We start from the raw sequence: 17686 nt of genomic DNA, 5'->3' as shown, positions 1-17686 counted from the left end.
TGTCGCCCGAAAGGTATGCGGTCATCACAGATCCACCGCCCTGTTTTCGCGCATGGAGCGGTCGGCCGCGAGCACCACGGCGAGCGAGCGGATCGCGTCATCCATGTGCTTGTCGAGATCGAGATCGTTGCGAATGGCGTCGAGGACGAATTGCTGCTCGCGCTCGCAGAGCGCCTGATGGCCAGGCTCGTCCGCCATTGAAAGCATCTCGTCCGGCCGTGCGAACGAGCCGTCCGGCCCGCGCGTGGCGCTGTGGAGGCGGATGCGAGCCGTCTTCGTATGCGTGTCGACATCGGCCGATGCGGCACCGTCCTCCATGACGATGGAGACGGACCCTTTCGGTCCCATCACGTCTTTCACGAAGAACGCCGTTTCCGAGATCATCGGCCCCCAGCCCGCTTCGTACCAGCCCGCTGAGCCGTCGGCGAACAGCACTTGCAGGTGACCGTAGTTGACCTGCGCGTCGGCAATCTCATCCGACAGCCTCACACCCATACCACGCACCTGGACCGGTGCGGCGTCGGTGATCTGCAGCATCACGTCGATGTAATGGACCCCGCAATCGACCACGGGGCTCGTCGACTCCATCAGTCGCTTGTGTATCTCCCAAGCGGAGCCGGACGATTGCTGGTTCAGGTTCATCCGCATCACGAAGGGGGGACCGAGATCCCGCGCGCGCCGGATGAACTCGATCCAGCTCGGATGATGGCGTAGGATGTAGCCGATCACGAGTTTGCGGCCGGTTCGTCGGGCTGCCGCGACCACGCGCTCGGCCTCCGCGACGGTCGGCGCCAGTGGTTTCTCGACGAAGACATGCGCGCCGGCTTCCATGGCCGCGACGGCGCAATCGGCATGGCTGTCGGTGTAGCTGTTGATCGACACGAGGTCGGGCTTGAGGGCGAGCCCGGTTTCGAAGTCCTCGATCATTGGGCAGGAACGCAATGCCTCGGGCAATGTCACCGGCGACCGGTTGACGAGGCCGACGATCTCGAAACCGGGGTTGTGGTGATACGCCAAGGCATGGCTCCGCCCCATCTGGCCCAAGCCGATCACCAGGGTGCGCAACGGCTTCGTCATTTCACTGCTCCGGCCGTGATGCCGCGGATGAGTTGTCGCGAGAAGAGGAGATACAGCACCAGGACCGGCACGATCGCCAGCGTCAGGGCGGCCAGAACGGCGTTCCAATTGGTGACGAACTGACCGATGAAGACCTGCGCGCCGAGCGTCACGGTCTTGGTGGCCTCGCCGGGCGCGACGATCAGCGGAAACCAGAGATCGTTCCAGATCGGGATCATGGTGAAGACCGCGACGGTCGCGACGGCAGGGCGCATCAGCGGCAGCACGAGACGGAAGAAGATCGTATATTCGCTCAGGCCGTCGATGCGGCCGGCATCCTTCAGGTCCTTTGAAATACCCTGCATGAACTCGGACAGGATGAAGACCGCAACCGGCAATCCCTGCGCCGTGTAGATCAAGATGAGGGCGAGATGCGTGTCGACGAGCCGGCTCGCCACCATCATGTTGAGGATCGCCACCGTACCGAGCCGGATCGGCACCATGATGCCGAGCGACAGGTAGAGGCCGAGCAGCTTGTTGCCCTTGAAACGGTATTCACTAAGCGCGAAAGCCGCCATGGCGCCGAACAGCAGCACGCAGCCGAGCGAGCCGAGGGTGACGATCATGCTGTTGAGGAAATAACGGGCGAACACGCCTTGCCCGAGCACGGTTCGGTATCCGATGAGATCGAAGGTCGTCGCATCCGGCAAGCTGAGCGGTGAACGGAAGATGGCCGCGCGGGACTTGAACGAGTTGATGGCGACGAGCAGCACCGGCCCGATACAGAGCAACGTGTAGGCCACCAGAACGAGATGCACCACGCCGCGAGTCAGGGGTGATGTTCGGGTCGTGTACATCATCGCCGCCGCCTCAGAGCTGGTAGCGCCGCATGCGCTGCTGCACGCCGAACAGGTAGATCGAGACGCCGATCAGGATGATCAGGAACATCATGGTGGCGATCGTGGCGCCCATGTTCGGGTCTCCGAGCTGCAGCTGGTTGCCGAAAAAGGTGCGGAACAGGAAGGTGCCGAGGATGTCGGTCGAATAATTCGGCCCCGCGAGCGCACCCTGGGCCGTGTAGATCAGGTCGAAGGCATTGAAGTTGCCCACGAAGGTGAGGATCGAACACATCCCGATCGTGGGCAGGATCAGCGGCAGCTTGATCTTCCAGAACTGGGCGAAGCCGGTCACATTGTCGAGCTCTGCTGCCTCGATCACCTCCTCGGGGATGCTCAGCATCGCGGCATAGATCAGCATCATGGGGATGCCGACGAACTGCCACACGGAGATTAGGGCCAGTGTGGTGAGGGCCGAGGATTCCAGGCCAAGCCAGGGGTGGAACAAGCTTTTCAGGCCCACGAAGCCGAGCAGCGTCGGGGCCACGCCCCAGATCGGGCTGAGAATGAGCTTCCAGGTGAAGCCGACGATGACGAAGCTCAGCATCGTCGGCAGGAAGAAGGCCGTGCGGTAGAAGGAGCGGCCGCGCAGTTTCGGCAATGACAGGAGCGCCGCGAGCGCGATGCCGATCGGGTTCTGCAGCAGAAGGTGGAAGATGAAGAAGTAGATGTTGTTGACGAGGGCCTGCCAGAAATGGACCGACCAGTTCGGATCTCCGAAGAGCCGCCCGAAATTGGCGAAGCCGACGAAGACGGAGGTCTGGTCCACCTTGCGGTAGAGCGAAAGCCGCAGCGTGTCGGCCAACGGGATGACCATCAGGGCCGAATAGACCAGGAGCGCGGGAGCGAGAAATACCAGGATGTACCAGCGGCGCGCAGGCGCCTGCCGCACCGTGCCGGCAGTGGCGGCCGGGATCGAAGGCACGTCGAGGGAGAGCTTCTCGATTTGGCTCATGGGAGCGCTCATTGAAGGGCTGAAATCCCTTCTCCCGCGAGAGCGGGAGAAGGTGGCGCGGCGAAGCCGTGACGGATGAGGGCGGGCTCAGGGCTGAGGTGACCCTCATCCGCCCTCTTGTCTCGCTTTCGCGAGCGGGGCACCTTCTCCCGCTCTCGCGGGAGAAGGATCATTCACTTCCCGGGCTTGTACCAGCTGTCGAGGCCCTTCTGGAGCTTCGCGGCAGCCTGTTCGGGCGTGTCGGTGCCGTTGATCACGTTGGCGGATTCGACCCAGGTCTCGTTCTCGAGATTGGGCGTTCCGCGCGACAGCATCTGATAGGTCGACCGCATGGTCGATTTGCAGCTGTCGCGGAAACCCACGAACTCCTTGGCGAGCGCGTTGTCGGTCGGCACAGGCTGGCTCTGCAGCGAGAAGAAGCCCGGCAGTGCGTTGGCGTAAAGCTTCGCGAACTCAGGCGACGCCACCCAGGTCAGGAAGGTCTTGGCGGCCTCGGGGCTCTTCGTCTTCGCGTTCATGCCGAAGGCGATATCGGGATGATCGGAGACGTAGCACGGGTCACCCGCCTTCGGAACTGGCGGCGGGAAAGCACCCATGGGGAACTGCGCCTGGCTCTGGAACTGGGCGATTTCCCACGAACCCGCGGGATAGATGGCGGCGCGGCCGAGCGTGAACATGTTCTGGCTGTCCGGATAGGACTGTGCCTTGAAGCCGTCGCCCATATAGGCGCCCCACTTGGCCAGTTCCTTGAAGGGCGCGACCCACGCTTCGTCGGTCAGCTTCTCCTTGCCGGCGATCAGGGCCGCGCGGCCATCCTCGCCCTTCCAATAATTCGGTCCGATGTTCTGATAGCCCATGGTGGCGGCTTCCCATTGGTCGGGCGTGCCCATGGCGAGGGGAACGTAGGTGCCGTCCTTCTTGATCTTGTCCAGATCGGCGAAGAACTCCTCGTCGGTCTTCGGTACGTCCTTGATGCCGACTTTGGCGAAGGCGTCCTTGTTGTAGATAAAGCCGTGCAGAACGGCCGCGACCGGCACGCAGAAGCTCGTCTTGCCATCGTCGGTCGACCAACCGGCCTTGGCCACGTCCGAGAAATTGGACATGCCGGCAATGTCGTTGACGCTCGTCAGTTGCCCCTTCTTAAACAGCTCCAGCGAAGCGTCGAAGGGCCGGCAAGCGATGATGTCGCCCGCGGTTCCCGCGTCGAGCTTCGAATTCAGCGCAGCATTGTATTCCTTGGGGGCCGTCGGCTGGAACGTCACCTTGATGCCGGGATGCGACTTCTCGAAATCCGGGATGATCTTCTCCTGCCAGATCTGCAGATCATCGTTGCGCCAACTCTCGATCTTGAGCGTGGCGTCGGCTGCGAGCGCCGGGGCTGCGGCAGCGACCAGAGCGGAACCCGCCATGGCCCATGCGGTTATCATCGTCATCGTTCTCATACCCGTCTCCCTTGTTTTCGGCCTACGAGCCGATGCCTTGCCTCGGCCCATGAGCCGCCGGTCCCTGCGACAGCGCCGCATGAATATGTCCGCCGCTCGCTGCCAGCCGCTCGCGCGCTGCGCCGGCATCGACGGCCGCCGCGCACATCACGATGGCGGTCTTGACAGACCAGTTCGTCTCGACGAGAGCCCGCTCGGCAGTGCCCTGGCCCACGTCGGCGGCCTGGGAGACGATCTGGATCGCCCGGTGCTTCAGCTTCGCGTTTTCGGGGCGCATATTGACCATCAGGCCGGCATAGACGTGCCCCAGACGCGTGGCCACGCCGGTCGACAGGATGTTCAAGGCGCATTTCTGTGCCGTACCGGCGCCCATGCGGGTCGAGCCGGCGATCAATTCTGGGGGCGTCTCGATCAGAATCGGGTGGTGGCATTCGGACAGTAATGGCGAATTGGCCACGCACGCGATGCCGATTGTGGCCGCGCCACGTGCACGAGCCCGTCGGAGTGCCGCCAGCGTAAACGGCGTACTGCCGCTCGCCGCCACCGCCACCAAACCGTCATCCGCGTTGACGTCAAGACGATCCACAGCCGCCTCGGCGGCGCCGATGTCGTCCTCGACCCCGGAGGGCAGCGTGCGCAACGCTTCGGCGCCGCCAGCCAGGATGACCGGAACACGGTCGAGATCGATTCCGAACGTGCCCGGCATTTCGAGCGCGTCCATCTGCGCGATCAACCCGGACGATCCGGCGCCCGCATAGACCATCCGGCCGCCGCGTTGCAGACGTGCGGCCAGGACCACGATGGCCTCGGCCAAGGCCTCGGTGGCGGCAGCGACCGCCCGTAGGGCCTCCTGCTGGATCGCCAAGGCGCCAGAGACGAGCTCATGCGCCGGCCACCGGTCGACGGCTTCGTAGCGCTGATCGAATCGCTCGGTGTTGCTCGACGCCATCCACTGAATGCCGGTTAGACTTTCTTCACAATTCAAATACCAATAAGATACCTCTCGTCAATCCACTTCGTTGTGCAAAGGCGCCGCAAACGGAGGCATATCTGCCGTTTACGGCGTCACTGCGCCATGAAGTCGGCGTCGACGCACGTTCAGCTCTTCGAATCTACAAATCAGGGCTTTCGCTTGCTGCCCTCTTTGGTATCATACCTCTTAGAACGAGGGTGGAGTGTGATGTTTCTTGGGATCGACGGGGGAGGCACGACCTGTCGCGCGCGCCTGGTCGACGACAACGATCGCCTGCTCGGTGAAGGTCGCGCAGGTTCGGCCAATATCCTGCTAGGCATCGAGGTGTCGGCCGCCGCAATCCTCTCAGCGAGCGAGAGCGCCTTCAAGGCGGCCGGTCTCGACACGGGGCACTTTGCGACGACGAAGGTGGGCCTGGGTCTCGCGGGCGCCAATGTGCCGAGCCTCGCGGCGGCCCTCGCGGCCCACCGCTTTCCCTTTGCCAGCGTTGCGGTTGCGTCCGATGCCGTCGCGGCGTGCCTCGGTGCCCATGCCGGCCACGACGGTGGCATCCTGATCCTCGGCACGGGCTCGCAAGGTCTGGTCATCGCCAATGGGCGTGCGACCGCCCTCGGCGGATGGGGTTTTGCCATCGGCGATGGCGGGTCGGGCGCGCTCCTCGGCCGCAGCCTCGTGCGTGCCGCCGTCGCGGCCTGCGACGGCCTCGCCCTTCGCACGGCTTTGACGGATCGGATCATGGCGCGCCTGGGTGGCGATCCCGCTGCGGCGGTGCTCTGGGCGCGATCGGCAACGCCGCGTGACTACGCAACGCATGCGCCGGATCTATTCGCTGGCGCGACCGCGGGTGATCCGGTCGCCTTCCCGATCGTGCAATCGGCCGCGGCCGAGGTCGATCTCATGATCGAGCGACTCATGGCACTCGGTGGCACCCGCATCGTGCTCATGGGCGGCCTCGCGGATCTCTATCGGCCTTGGCTGGCGCCGCGATCCGCCGCTTGCCTCGTCGCTGCCGCTGGCGACGCGTTGGATGGCGCGCTCCGCATCGCACGCGATGGAGCGCCTTCATGAGCCTCGACGAGACCGTGTTCTCGCCGGACGGCCTGGCGGAAGGCAGTTCGACGCCCCTCTACCTGCGCCTGCAGGAGCGGATCCGCAACGCGATCGAGGCTGGAGACCTGCGCCCCTCCGATGCTCTTCCGGGCGAGCGGGACATCGCCCAGGCCATGAGCGTGTCGCGCGTGACGGTCCGCAAAGCCTTGTCGGGCCTCGTCAGCGCCGGCTTGCTGGAACAGCGGCAGGGATCGGGCACCTTCGTGGCCCGCAAGCCGCCGATGGTTGAGCAGCCCTTGTCCCGGCTGACTTCCTTCAGCGAGGACATGCGCCTGCGCGGCCTTGAGACGACGTCGCGTTGGCTGCAAAGGGAAGTGTCGTTGTGCTCAACCAAGGAATCGATCCACCTCGCCTTGTCGCCGCAGGATAAGGTCTGCCGCCTGCGCCGGCTACGCTTCGCGGGGGGTGTGCCGATGGCGATCGAGTTGGCCACCATTCCGCACAAATATCTCGGTGATCCCGAGGCGGTGCGCACGTCTCTCTACGCCGTTTTGGAAGCGGCAGGCTTCAAGCCCGTCCGCGCGCTGCAGCGCCTGTCCGCCGCCAATCTCACGGGCAGCGATGCGGCTCTTCTCGACGTGCCTGCGGGCAGTGCCGTCTTGTCGATTGAGCGCGTTTCCTACCTCGCCACGAACCAACCGGTGGAATTCACCCGCAGTTTCTACCGTGGCGACACCTACGATTTCGTCGCCGAACTCAACCTGGGACAGGACTGATGGCGGAGCAAACCGCAACCCACATGGCGGACGAGATCCGTGAAACCCCGAGTGCGGTGGCGCGGCTGCTCGACCGCGAAGGCGCCGCCATCGCACGACTTGGCGCGACGATCCGGGCGCGTGAGCCCAGCGTCATCGTCACCTGCGCCCGAGGCTCCTCGGACAATGCGGCCGCCTATTTCAAATATTTGAGCGAAATCCTGCTCGGGGTGCCGGTCGCCTCCATCGGTCCCTCGGTCGCCTCGCTCTACCGCGCACCCCTGAAATTGAAGAACGCCGTCGTGGTCTCCGTCTCCCAATCGGGGCAGAGCCCGGATATCGTGGCGCTTCAGGCCGCGGCTCAAGAGGCCGGCGCCTTTTCGATCGCGGTCGTCAATCAGGAGGACTCGCCTCTCGCCAAGACGGCCGATGCGGTGATCCCCCTGCACGCCGGCCCCGAACGAAGCGTCGCAGCAACCAAAAGCTGCCTCGCCTCGGCGATCGCGCTGGCGGCGCTGGTGGCCGGATGGGGCGACGATGCCGCCTTACGCGACGCCATCGCGGCCTTGCCGCAGACGCTCGCCGAGACCTTGCGGAACGATTGGGATGCGGCCCTTCCGGTGCTCGTGTCGGCGACTTCGGCCTATGTGGTCGGCCGCGGCCCTGCTCTGCCGGTCGCGGCCGAAGCAGCCCTGAAGCTCAAGGAGACTGCCGTGCTCCACGCCGAGGCCTTCTCGAGCGCCGAGGTCATGCATGGCCCTTTGCAATTGCTGAATGCCGGCTTCCCGGTCCTTGCCTTCAGCCAGGCCGACGCCTCGCGCGAGGCCATGCGCGGCAGCATCGAACGCCTGCGCGCCGCCAAGGCCCGCGTGTTTGAAATTTCGACCGGTGCCGCCACGACAGGTGAGCACCTCCGCGCCGCCGCGACCGGCCATACGGCGCTCGACCCGCTGGCGATGTTGCTGTCGTTCTACGCGCTGGCCGAAAAGACCTCCCTGGCCCGTGGCTTCGAGCCCGATCGCCCGAGCCTCCTCCGCAAGGTGACGGAAACGATCTGATGTCACTCCACGCCCTGTGCGGCGCACGGGTCTTCACTGGCGAACGCTTCCTTGATGGGCACGCGGTCCTGCTCGACGGCACGCGCATTGCCGATGTGATCCCGGCCACGACCCTGCCGTCCGACATGCCGCTGGAGCAGCTCGATGGCGGCCTTCTCGCGCCCGGTTTTCTCGACGCCCAGGTGAATGGCGGCGGCGGCTTGCTGTTCAACGAGACCCGGACCGTTGCGGGGGCGTCGGCGATTGCAGAGGCGCATCGGCCCTATGGCTCGACCGGCTTGCTGCCGACGTTCATCACGGACCTGCCGGAGCCGCGTGCAGAGGCCGTGGCGGCGATCCGTGCATCGCTCGCGGCCGACATTCCGGGGATTCTCGGCATCCACCTCGAAGGTCCCTTTCTGTCCAAGGCTCGGAAAGGCGCTCATGACCCAGCACTGATCGTGCCGATGACGGAGGACGATGTCGATACGATCCTGGAGTGCGGGATTGAGACCGTCCTATTGACCGTCGCGGCCGAAAACGCGACGCCGCGTCAGATCCGGCGGCTCGCCGACGGCGGCGTGATCGTCAGCCTCGGCCACAGCGATGCGAGCTACGAGACCGCGGCCGCGGCCGCCGATGCCGGGGCGCGGGGCATCACGCATCTCTTCAATGCCATGTCGCAGCTTGGCCATCGTGGCCCGGGCGTGGTTGGCGCTGCCCTCGACCACGGTGGGCTTTGGGCCGGTATCATCGCGGACGGTCACCACGTCGATCCGGCGGCTCTGCGCATCGCGCTCAGAGGAAAGCAGGGGCCGGGCCGGTTGTTTCTGATCAGCGACGCCATGCCGCCGGCCGGGGTGCCGGGCGACGTTTTCTATTTGAACGGGCGCCGCGTCATCCGTCGGGACGGCAAGCTGCTGCTCGATGACGGAACCCTTGCGGGGGCGGATCTGACGATGGATCAAGCCTTGCGCTTTGCCGTCAGCGACCTCGCAGTGCCGCTGGCCGAGGCGCTCCGCATGGCCTCGCTCTACCCGGCGGAATTCCTGCGGCTCGATCGCACGCGTGGCCGCGTCGCGCCGGGGTTCCAGGCCGATCTGGTTCTGCTTGACGACGCCTTGACGGTGCGGCGCACTTGGATCGGCGGGCGGCCCTGAGGGTCGGTCAGGCGTCGTCCACCGGCACCGCCCGCGGTCGCCTCTCGGCGTCGATGGCCACGAAGCTGAAAATCGCCTCGGTCACCTTGTTGGTGTCATCCGATTCGCGGCTGCGACGCCAGGCTTCGACCCTGATCTTCATCGAGGTGCGGCCCACCTTGACGATCTCTGCATAGAAACTGACCTCGTCGCCGACCAGAACCGGGCAATGGAACACCATGCTGTCCACCGCCACGGTGGCGCAACGCCCGCGCGCCCGGCGGGCCGCCGCATTTCCGGCCGCGAGGTCCATCTGGGCCATGAGCCAGCCACCGAAGATATCACCGGCCGGATTGGTGTCAGCCGGCATCGCAATGACGCGGATATGCGGCATGGCGAGATCGAACATAGTCATCCTCAAAGTCACGGGGCCGACGCCGGTGCAGGCCTATGGTAGACGATCTCACGTCTGCGACCGGAAGAGAACCAGTGCTTTGCCCGAGGGGGGAGGCCGGCGTGTTACGAACCTGCCGCCGTCTCGCCGAACGCCGTATGCCGGCCATTGAGGGGATTGTCGGGGTCCCAGCCATAGCGCAGCGTCTCGAACCGCATCGCACGCGCATCGATCAGCAGCAGCCGGCCGACGAGACCCTCGCCGAAGCCGACGATCTCCCGAATCACTTCGAGCGCCATCAGCGAGCCGATCGTTCCGGTCAACGCACCGAGGACACCGGCCTCGGCGCAGGTCGGAACCGTGCCGGGCGGCGGGGCCTCGGGAAACAGACACCGATAGGTCGGGTTGGGATTGCCATCGGCCGCCGCCTCGAAAGGCCGCAGCGTCGTGATCGTGCCGTCGAATGTGCCGACCGCACCCGTCACGAGCGGCTTTCGCGCATGAAAGCAGGCGTCCGCCACCGCATACCGGGTCACGAAATTATCGGACCCATCCGCCACGACATCGTAGTCGGCCAGCACGCCGGGCGCGTTCTCGCCGGTGAGCCGCATATCGTGCACGCGTACGACCAGGTGCGGGTTCAGGCGTTTCAGCCGCGCCGCCGCCACCTCGGCCTTGCCGGCCCCGAGATCGGGCGTCTCGAAAATCACCTGACGCTGCAGGTTGGAAAGTGAAACGCGATCGTCGTCGATCACGCCGATGGAGCCGACACCCGCCGCCGCGAGATAGAGCAGCAGGGGAGCGCCGAGACCTCCGGCGCCGATCACCAGCACCCGGGCGCCCTTCAACTTCTGCTGTCCCGGTCCGCCCACCTCACGCAGCACCAGATGGCGCGCATAGCGTTCGATTTCGTCGTCGGAAAGCATCATCGCACCTGTCTCTGTGTAGGATCGCCCATTCTAGACCATCCTTGATGTGACGTGACGCGTGCGGCTTGGTAAGCCCTCGCTCGAACCGCGCGGGAGAATTTCATGGCACGCCACGTGCCCAACGCATCGAATCAGCAGCCCCAAGAAGCCGCCGCCCACATCGCGTCCCGCCTTGACCGGCTGCCGGCAACGCGCAGCGTCTGGCTCCTTGTGGCGATCCTCTCGCTCGGCGGAACGTTCGAATATTACGATCTGTTCTTCACCGGCTACGTGGTGCCCGGCATGAACCGGGCGGGCCTTTTCGCACCCGAAAGCCTCGGCTGGCTCACGGCTCTCGGAAGCGCGGGTGCCAACGGGGCGGGAACCTTCGTGTTCATGACCTTCGCGGGGCTGTTCGTCGGCGCCTTGCTGTTCGGCTCCGCCGCCGACCGGTTCGGACGCCGGGCCATCTTCACCTGGTCGATGCTCTGGTACTCGGGATGCACCTTCATCATGGCGTTTCAGTCGACCGGTCTGGCGGTCGATCTCTGGCGCTTCGCGGCGGGCATTGGGCTCGGCGTCGAGCTCGTCACCATCGACACCTATGTGGCTGAACTGATGCCGCGCGGGGAGCGGGGCCGCGCCTTCGCGTTCAATCAGGTCGTGTCATTCCTAGCCGTGCCGCTCGTGGCTTTTCTGGCCTGGGCTCTCGTGCCGGCGGCGCCGCTGGGCTTTGATGGTTGGCGTTGGGTGGTGCTGATCGGCGCGGCCGGTGCGCTCGCGGTCTGGATCATCCGCCGCCGTGTCCCCGAGTCACCGCGCTGGCTCGCTCGCCAAGGACGGATCGCTGAGGCCGAACAGGTGACACGCCGTCTCGAGGCGGCCGTCGCGCATGATCTCGGAGGTCCCCTCCCGCTCCCCGCCGCAAGTGTGGTCGAACCTGAGGGGGACGAACGTTTCCGGGCGATCTGGCAGCCGCCCTATCGCGGGCGAACCATCCTCCTGTCGGTCTTTCAGGTGTGCCAGACGATCGGCTTCTATGGTTTTGCGGCCTGGGTGCCGAGCCTGCTCATTGCGAAAGGCATCAAGGTCACGACCAGCCTGGAATATTCCTTCATCATCGCCGTCTCGAACCCGATCGGACCCCTGATCGGGGTCGCGGTCGCTGATAGAATCGAGCGCAAATGGCAGATCGTCGGTTCGGCGCTGGCGGTCGCAGCCTTCGGCCTTCTATTCGCCCAGCAGACCGAGGTGGTGCCGCTCATCGGGTTGGGCATTCTCGTGACGCTCGGCATCAACTGGATGTCGTTCGCGTTCCACGGCTACCAGGCGGAGCTGTTTCCGACCCGCATCCGCGCACGCGCGGTTGGCTTCGTCTACGCCTGGAGCCGCCTGTCGGCGGCCTTCGCGGGCCTCGTGATCGCCACCCTGTTGCAGCGCGGTGGCGTCACGGGCGTATTCCTGTTCATCGCGGCCGCAATGGCTATAATCGTTCTGGTCATCGGCCTGTTCGGGCCGAGAACCCGTGGACTTGCGCTGGAGCAGATTTCACCTTGATGGCGCCAAAGCGTCCAGTCGCGCGCGGGTCGGGCTTTCGGTAAGAAGGCGAATGACATTCCGGTTTCTCCACACGGCCGACTGGCAGGTCGGCAAACCGTTCGGCTCGGTGCCGGGCGACGCGGGCAGCGAATTGCGCGGTCAGCGCATCCGCACGGTGCGCCGCATCGCCGAACTCGCTCGGGAGCGGGCCGTCGACGCCGTTCTGGTTGCGGGCGATGCCTTCGACAGCAACGACGTCAAGGACAAGACCATCGTGCAGACGCTGGAGGCGCTGCGAGGCTTCGAGGGCCCTTGGGTGTTCCTTCCGGGCAACCATGACGCCGCTCTCGCCCATAGCGTCTGGACCCGCATGCGCACATTGGGGTTGCCGCCGAATGTCGTCATCGCCGACACCCCCACACCGATCGATTGTTGGGGTGGCCGAGCCCAGGTGCTGCCTGCCCCACTGAAACGCCGCCGCGAGGTGCTGGATCAGACCGCCTGGTTCGAGGAGGCCGCGACGCCCGAGGGTGCCTGCCGGATCGGCTTGGCCCACGGCTCGGTCGCCGGCCGCCTGCCGGGCGGCAGCGAGGCCGCGAACGAGATCCCGGAGGACCGGGCGGCGCGCGCCGGCTTGAGCTATCTGGCGCTCGGCGACTGGCACGGGGCGCTCGAGATCGCGCCGCGCACCTATTATTCCGGAACGCCCGAGACCGACCGCCACCGTGCGAACAGATCCGCCCATGTCCATCTCGTCGAGACGAACGGCACAAGGGCACCGGAACAGGTGGAGACCCTCGCGGTCGGCCACTACCGCTGGGTCGCGTTGGACCTGTCCCTGATCGACGGCACCTGCACGGCCGCCCTCACCGAACTCGAACGGCTCGGGGATGATCCCCGACGCTGTGTCGTGTCGCTTCGCCTGTCGGGGAGCGTCAGCCTGACCGAGCGGCGCAAGCTCGAAGCGGCCCTGCGGCTTTGGGAAGCGCGTCTACACCATCTCGACGTCGACGACTCGGCCCTGCTCGATGAACCGACCGCCGACGATCTCGATGCCATCGACACCGCCGGCTTCGTCCGGCTCGCGGTGGATCGCCTGCGGGCTCGCGCCGAAGATCCTGCCGATCCGGAGCGCGACGCGGCGCGCCTGGCGCTCCGTCTCATCTACCTCGATCATCGTGGGCGCGCCTGACGCATGCACATCCGTCGCATCGAGATCAGCGATTTCCGTAAGATCCAGCATCGCAAGATCGAAGGCCTCCAAGACGGCCTGAATATCGTGGTCGGCGACAATGAGGCCGGCAAATCGACGATGCTGGCGGCGCTTCGCGCCGTGTTCTTCGAACGGCATCGCGTCGGCGGCGCCGTGGCCGAATCCATGCTGCCTTATGGCGGCACCTTGCGGCCGACCGTCGCGGTCGATTTCGAGATCGATGGCAAAGCCTGGAGTCTCACCAAGGCCTTCTGCCAGCGGCCGGAGGCGAGCCTCACGGGACCGGGCGAGCGCATCGCGGGCGACGCGGTCGAAGACCGGCTCGCCGAACTTTTCGGCTTTACGCCGCCTGGGCGTGGCGGCTCCAAACCCGAGGAGCACCAGGGCACGCACGGCCTGCTCTGGGTGGAGCAGGGGACCCGCATCAATCTCGGCGTCGGGGCCGGCCGCGACACGCTGGCCGCAGCCCTCGAACGCGAAGTCGGGCAGGTGACGGGCGGGGAGCGCGGCCGGGCCCTGCTGGCCGCCGCGGGCGAGCGGCGGGACCGTTTCTGGGACAAGCGCGACAAACCGCGCGGCGAAATCGTCGCCCAGCGTAAGCTCGTGGAGGAACTGCTGCGCGAGCAGGACGACCTTCTGGCGCGCCGCCGGCGCTATGACGAGCAAATCGCCAGGCTCGCCGCCATCGAGGAGAGCCTTGATCGGCATCGACGCGACGATCGTCTGAACAAGGCCGTGGTGGCTGTGGGGACTGCAAGCCGAGCCATGGCCGAGGCCGAGCAGCGTGGTTCCGCTCTCAAGGAAGCGGACGCCCGCTTCAGCGAGGCCGAGCGGCTCACGGCCGAGGCCAAGGAGCGACGCGATCATCGTGCGGCCCTTGTGGCCAAGTGCGCTGTCGCGAGGGTGGCGGCCGAGAAGAGCGCCATCGACGCCGAGGAAACCAGCACACTCGCGCGCCGCCGGGAGCTGGCCTTGCGGGAGGCGGAGGCCCGGCTCAAGGCAGCGCGACAAACACGCGAGACCGCAGAGGCGCGGGGGCAGGCAATCGAGGAGGCTCTGCTCCGGCGGCGCGCCCAGGCTGGGCTGACGGCGCAAGAAAGTACGCTCGCGGCCGCGGAAGCGCAGATGCTGCAGCGGCGCGAGGCTCTGGCCCGGGCCGAGGCCACGACGATCGACGCCGAGACCGTCACGGCCCTCGTCGCGGCCGAGCGTGCCGCCGACAGGGCACGAGCCGAACTGGAGGCGGCCAGCGTTCAGATCGCCTTTGAGCCGGATGGTGTGCGTCAGGTGACGGTCGACGGAGTTGCCTATCCGCCCGGGGAGTTGCTGAGCCTTGCGCGCGATGCGGTGCTGTTGCTGGAAGGCTTCGGTCGCTTGGTTCTTCGCCCCGGTGGGGGCACAGCCGCCCTGGCCCGCAAGGCCGAGGCGGCCGAACGCGTGCTGCGGGACGCCCTGCAGCGCCATGGCGTCCCCTCCGTGGCAGAGGCGCAGCGCGCCTTGCAGGCTCGGGCCGCGGCGCAGGCCGAGGTTGCGTCGCTCACCAAGGCCGTGGCGGCGCTCGCTCCCCAAGGTATCGAGACCTTACGCCAGGGTGTGGAAACCGAGCGGGCCCGTCTCGCACGCCCCCTCGGCGCAGCGGCAGCCGCGTTTAAAGATACCGCCGACGGGCTTCTCCTAGAGGACGCCAAGCGGTCGCGGAATGCGAGCCGCATGGTCGAACAGGAGGCCGAGCAGGACATGCGGGCCGCCGCCGCACTGCATCAGACCGCCGCCACCGAAGCCGCTACCCTGAACGAGCGCAGTGCTGCGGCGCAGCGGCAGGAACGGGCACTTGCGGAGGAGCTTGGAGGCGCTCGGACGGTGGCCGACGACGATCTGCTCGAGAGTCGGGTGACAGCGGCCGAGGCCAGTCTCGCGGTCGCCCGTCTGGGCCAGGAAAGCGCGCACCGGGCCTTGGCGGCAGCAGATCCGGAAACTGCGCGCTTGGTGCTGGAGCGGACAGAGCGTGCCGAGCGGGAGATCCGCCGGGACCTCGCGGCGCTCGAAACGGAGCGGCGTGACCTGCAGGTCGAGTTGCGCGCGGTCGGACAGGACGGCATCGGTGAACGGCTCACCGAGATCGAAGGTCAACTGGAAGCCAGCCGGGCCGGTCTCGCGTCCGCGGAGCGGGAGGCGACGGCCAGCCGACTCCTGCACGAGACGCTGCTGATCGCGCAACGCGAATCGAAGGACCGCTGGCTCGGCCCGGTGCGTCGCCGGGTGGAGCCCTACTTGCGTCTGATCCACCCCGACAGCGAGATCCGCATGGATGATCGGACCTTGGAGATCGAAGGGCTGGTGCGCGACGGCGTTCTCGAAAGCTTCGGCTCCTTGAGCATGGGCGCCCGCGAGCAGGTGGCCGTGATCACGCGGCTGGCGCTCGCCGATGTGCTGCGTGCCGCAGGGTATCCGGCGGCCATCATTCTCGACGATGCGCTGGTCAACACGGACGAGACCCGGCTCGACCGCATGCACAATGTCCTGACCCGGGCGGCCCGGACACTCCAGATCCTGATCTTCACCTGTCGCGAGCGAGATTTTCTCGGGCTTGGAGCAACTCACCGGCTCTGAGTTGCGCTTTCAACCTTGCATCCGGTCGGCCCGCTCTTTATAGAGCACCCATCACGAGGTTCGGCCTCGTGTTCCGCATGGTTCGGGCGCGTAGCTCAGCGGGAGAGCACTTCCTTGACATGGAAGGGGTCACAGGTTCGATCCCTGTCGCGCCCACCACGAGCCCAAGCGATGAATCTTGGGAACGACCTCAGAAGAGGTTTGGCGGGGCTGCAACGGCGACACTGTCCCGTCAGACTCTACTTGTGCATCTCTCAAGAAAATCCCTAAGATTGCTCCCAGGGGCGGCCGGGCAAACACGGTTGTCGTGCGCGGGGAGGGCGCCATGTTTTTTGAGGATCCTATCGAAGGCCGCGCGGGTCAAGATCTTGCTGTAAAGTTCGAGCATGACCTGAATATCATCCGACGTGATATCGTCTCTGTTCTTCAAGAGACGGCTCATGTTCGGGCGTCAATGACGAAATTTTCATCATCTAAGCCTGCAGTTTCAAAGCGTTTCATTGTACTGTCAGGTGTGGTTTGTTTTATGCTGATGGTTGCGCTGATTTTGTTCCAGGTACAACTGCAGGCTTGGTTCAGCTTCACGTAACGTTTTCGCCGCGTCTGGTAGGTTGGTTCGAGCAAGCTGGGCTGGGTTTATCTTAATAAAAGTAACGGCTGTTCGTCTTGTGTCAAAGCCCGTAGGCTAAGGTGCCGGAGACGACAGGTCGGTCCATTTACTTGTTTGAGGGAATGGCATGAGCGAGCTCAAACTGGTCATCGAGAACGACACGGAGAACGCGAGCATGACCAAGCCGGACGTGGCCACGTTGAACCCTTTCGATGCGCTCAACAGGCGAGACATCGAGCTGATCAAAAAGTCGTTGGCCAACATGCACAAGGATAGTGCCGACCTGCGAACCACGTTGGTAGCCCTTTATCAGCGCAACAACCGGGTGCCTTCCAAGGGGTTCTTTATCAGCCTGGGCTTTCTCCTTTTCATCGGCGTCGGTCTTCTAACGGCCGCGCGGCCGCAACTCGATGCGGCCCTGCATCGGGTACCGGTTTTTGCCAAGCTGTCGAACGGCGAAACCCCTTAAATCACCCGCCAACCTCCGGCAGTGACGTGGTCGCGTCGGGCACCTCGTCACCATCGACACGGGTGGACTCGGGATCGCGGTCTTCGTCGAGATCGAAGGTAGCCGACCATCCCGCCTTCCATTCGAGATGTTGGTCGGTTTGAAGAGCGTAGGGATTGTCTCTCAATTTCAATCCCTCGACGCGTGCCACTGTCCCTTCCTGGAAAGCATCCGTCGCTGCTGTGGTTTTCTCTGGCATGGAACCTCCGCGCTGTTCGACGGTTTGAGCCGCACGTTTCCGGAGACAAGCCCTGGGTGTCAATGCAACCCGCAAGCCAGACCGGCGACGTGGGCAACTATGGAGAAACTTATGTCTCGATCGGCATCGATCATCATCGCCAGCCTCCTTGTGGCCACAACGTCGTTTACATCAGCCGAAGCTCTTCCGATGCCGAACTTATCGGACGCGGCAGCCTCGACGGTCTTCGTATCAGGCGGGTGTGGTCCCTATGGGCACCGCGGCCCCTACGGAGGGTGCCGACCGGGCGGCGGCTGGAGAGGTCCGGGCTGGCATCGGGGCTGGGGACCCGGCTGGCGACGCGGGCCAGGCTGGCACCGCCGCTTCTGGAACCATCGTCGATACTGAGCCTGAAATCCGCCG

18 protein-coding genes and 1 tRNA gene are annotated in these 17686 nt (G+C 65.4%); 11 read left to right on the top strand and 8 right to left on the bottom strand.

What is annotated here, in order from left to right:
* Positions 1-24: 24 nt before the first annotated feature.
* The 5 genes from M8523_RS22105 to M8523_RS22085 all read right to left on the bottom strand — a co-directional run bounded on the left by M8523_RS22105 (position 25) and on the right by M8523_RS22085 (position 5298).
* A complete protein-coding gene (locus tag M8523_RS22105) occupies positions 25-1077 on the bottom strand; it encodes a Gfo/Idh/MocA family protein (RefSeq protein WP_282587075.1) in 1053 nt (350 codons plus the stop codon).
* On the bottom strand, positions 1074-1916 hold the full coding sequence (locus M8523_RS22100; RefSeq protein ID WP_282587074.1) for a carbohydrate ABC transporter permease: 843 nt from the start codon (positions 1914-1916) through the stop codon (positions 1074-1076). The genes M8523_RS22105 and M8523_RS22100 overlap by 4 nt, the downstream gene beginning before the upstream one ends.
* A 10-nt stretch (positions 1917-1926) precedes the next feature.
* Positions 1927-2907 carry a carbohydrate ABC transporter permease gene (locus tag M8523_RS22095; RefSeq protein ID WP_282587073.1) on the bottom strand — a complete coding sequence of 327 codons (981 nt, stop codon included), beginning with the start codon at positions 2905-2907 and terminating at the stop codon, positions 1927-1929.
* A gap of 173 nt (positions 2908-3080) precedes the next feature.
* The gene (locus tag M8523_RS22090; RefSeq protein ID WP_282587072.1) at positions 3081-4340 is read right to left on the bottom strand and encodes an ABC transporter substrate-binding protein; all 1260 of its coding nucleotides are present in this window, start codon (positions 4338-4340) and stop codon (positions 3081-3083) included.
* 31 nt (positions 4341-4371) lie between these two features.
* Complete coding sequence (locus M8523_RS22085) at positions 4372-5298, bottom strand: N-acetylmuramic acid 6-phosphate etherase (protein WP_282587071.1); 927 nt, start codon at positions 5296-5298, stop codon at positions 4372-4374.
* A gap of 231 nt (positions 5299-5529) precedes the next feature.
* Here M8523_RS22085 and M8523_RS22080 point away from each other — a divergent pair, with 231 nt between their 5' ends.
* From M8523_RS22080 to nagA, 4 genes are read left to right on the top strand one after another with little or no spacing between them, the layout of a single operon-like run.
* Positions 5530-6390 (top strand): glucosamine kinase nucleotide-binding domain-containing protein, encoded by an 861-nt coding sequence (locus M8523_RS22080; protein ID WP_282587125.1) that lies wholly within the window; start codon positions 5530-5532, stop codon positions 6388-6390.
* On the top strand, positions 6387-7148 hold the full coding sequence (locus M8523_RS22075) for a GntR family transcriptional regulator (RefSeq protein ID WP_282587070.1): 762 nt from the start codon (positions 6387-6389) through the stop codon (positions 7146-7148). The genes M8523_RS22080 and M8523_RS22075 overlap by 4 nt, the downstream gene beginning before the upstream one ends.
* Complete coding sequence (locus tag M8523_RS22070) at positions 7148-8185, top strand: SIS domain-containing protein (RefSeq protein WP_282587069.1); 1038 nt, start codon at positions 7148-7150, stop codon at positions 8183-8185. The genes M8523_RS22075 and M8523_RS22070 overlap by 1 nt, the downstream gene beginning before the upstream one ends.
* Complete coding sequence (nagA, locus tag M8523_RS22065; RefSeq protein ID WP_428351055.1) at positions 8182-9324, top strand: N-acetylglucosamine-6-phosphate deacetylase; 1143 nt, start codon at positions 8182-8184, stop codon at positions 9322-9324. Before M8523_RS22070 ends, nagA begins: the two co-directional genes overlap by 4 nt.
* Before the next feature lie 7 nt (positions 9325-9331).
* Here the strand turns inward: nagA and M8523_RS22060 are convergent, their stop codons facing one another.
* Both M8523_RS22060 and M8523_RS22055 read right to left on the bottom strand, forming a co-directional pair.
* Positions 9332-9712 (bottom strand): acyl-CoA thioesterase, encoded by a 381-nt coding sequence (locus M8523_RS22060; RefSeq protein WP_282587067.1) that lies wholly within the window; start codon positions 9710-9712, stop codon positions 9332-9334.
* A 110-nt stretch (positions 9713-9822) separates the two neighbouring features.
* Positions 9823-10626: a HesA/MoeB/ThiF family protein gene (locus tag M8523_RS22055; RefSeq protein WP_282587066.1), complete on the bottom strand. Its 804-nt coding sequence runs from the start codon at positions 10624-10626 to the stop codon at positions 9823-9825.
* 102 nt (positions 10627-10728) lie between these two features.
* Between M8523_RS22055 and M8523_RS22050 the strand changes: the two genes are divergently transcribed.
* From M8523_RS22050 to M8523_RS22025, 6 genes are all read left to right on the top strand, one after another.
* A complete protein-coding gene (locus tag M8523_RS22050) occupies positions 10729-12162 on the top strand; it encodes an MFS transporter (RefSeq protein WP_282587065.1) in 1434 nt (477 codons plus the stop codon).
* Positions 12163-12214: 52 nt separating this feature from the next.
* A complete protein-coding gene (locus M8523_RS22045) occupies positions 12215-13336 on the top strand; it encodes a metallophosphoesterase family protein (protein ID WP_282587064.1) in 1122 nt (373 codons plus the stop codon).
* A gap of 3 nt (positions 13337-13339) precedes the next feature.
* Positions 13340-15967, top strand: a complete 2628-nt coding sequence (locus M8523_RS22040) for an AAA family ATPase (RefSeq protein ID WP_282587063.1) — start codon at positions 13340-13342, stop codon at positions 15965-15967.
* Between the two features lie 84 nt (positions 15968-16051).
* Positions 16052-16126, top strand: a tRNA-Val gene (locus M8523_RS22035).
* A gap of 166 nt (positions 16127-16292) precedes the next feature.
* Positions 16293-16556, top strand: coding sequence for a hypothetical protein (locus tag M8523_RS22030; protein WP_282587062.1), 264 nt, complete (start codon positions 16293-16295; stop codon positions 16554-16556).
* 196 nt (positions 16557-16752) lie between these two features.
* A complete protein-coding gene (locus M8523_RS22025; protein WP_282587061.1) occupies positions 16753-17046 on the top strand; it encodes a hypothetical protein in 294 nt (97 codons plus the stop codon).
* A gap of 1 nt (position 17047) precedes the next feature.
* On the opposite strand, the gene M8523_RS22020 is transcribed toward M8523_RS22025, so the two are convergent.
* Positions 17048-17284 (bottom strand): hypothetical protein, encoded by a 237-nt coding sequence (locus tag M8523_RS22020; protein WP_282587060.1) that lies wholly within the window; start codon positions 17282-17284, stop codon positions 17048-17050.
* On the opposite strand from M8523_RS22020, the gene M8523_RS36810 reads away from it, so the two are divergent.
* On the top strand, positions 17174-17671 hold the full coding sequence (locus M8523_RS36810) for a GCG_CRPN prefix-to-repeats domain-containing protein (protein WP_428351021.1): 498 nt from the start codon (positions 17174-17176) through the stop codon (positions 17669-17671). The two genes, M8523_RS22020 and M8523_RS36810, sit on opposite strands and share 111 nt — an antisense overlap.
* Positions 17672-17686 lie beyond the last annotated feature (15 nt).

This window comes from Lichenifustis flavocetrariae (assembly GCF_026130545.1).
GTDB lineage: Bacteria > Pseudomonadota > Alphaproteobacteria > Rhizobiales > Beijerinckiaceae > Lichenihabitans > Lichenihabitans flavocetrariae.
Note: the sequence above shows the minus strand (reverse complement) of the source record. Positions and strands in the feature narration are given on the sequence as shown.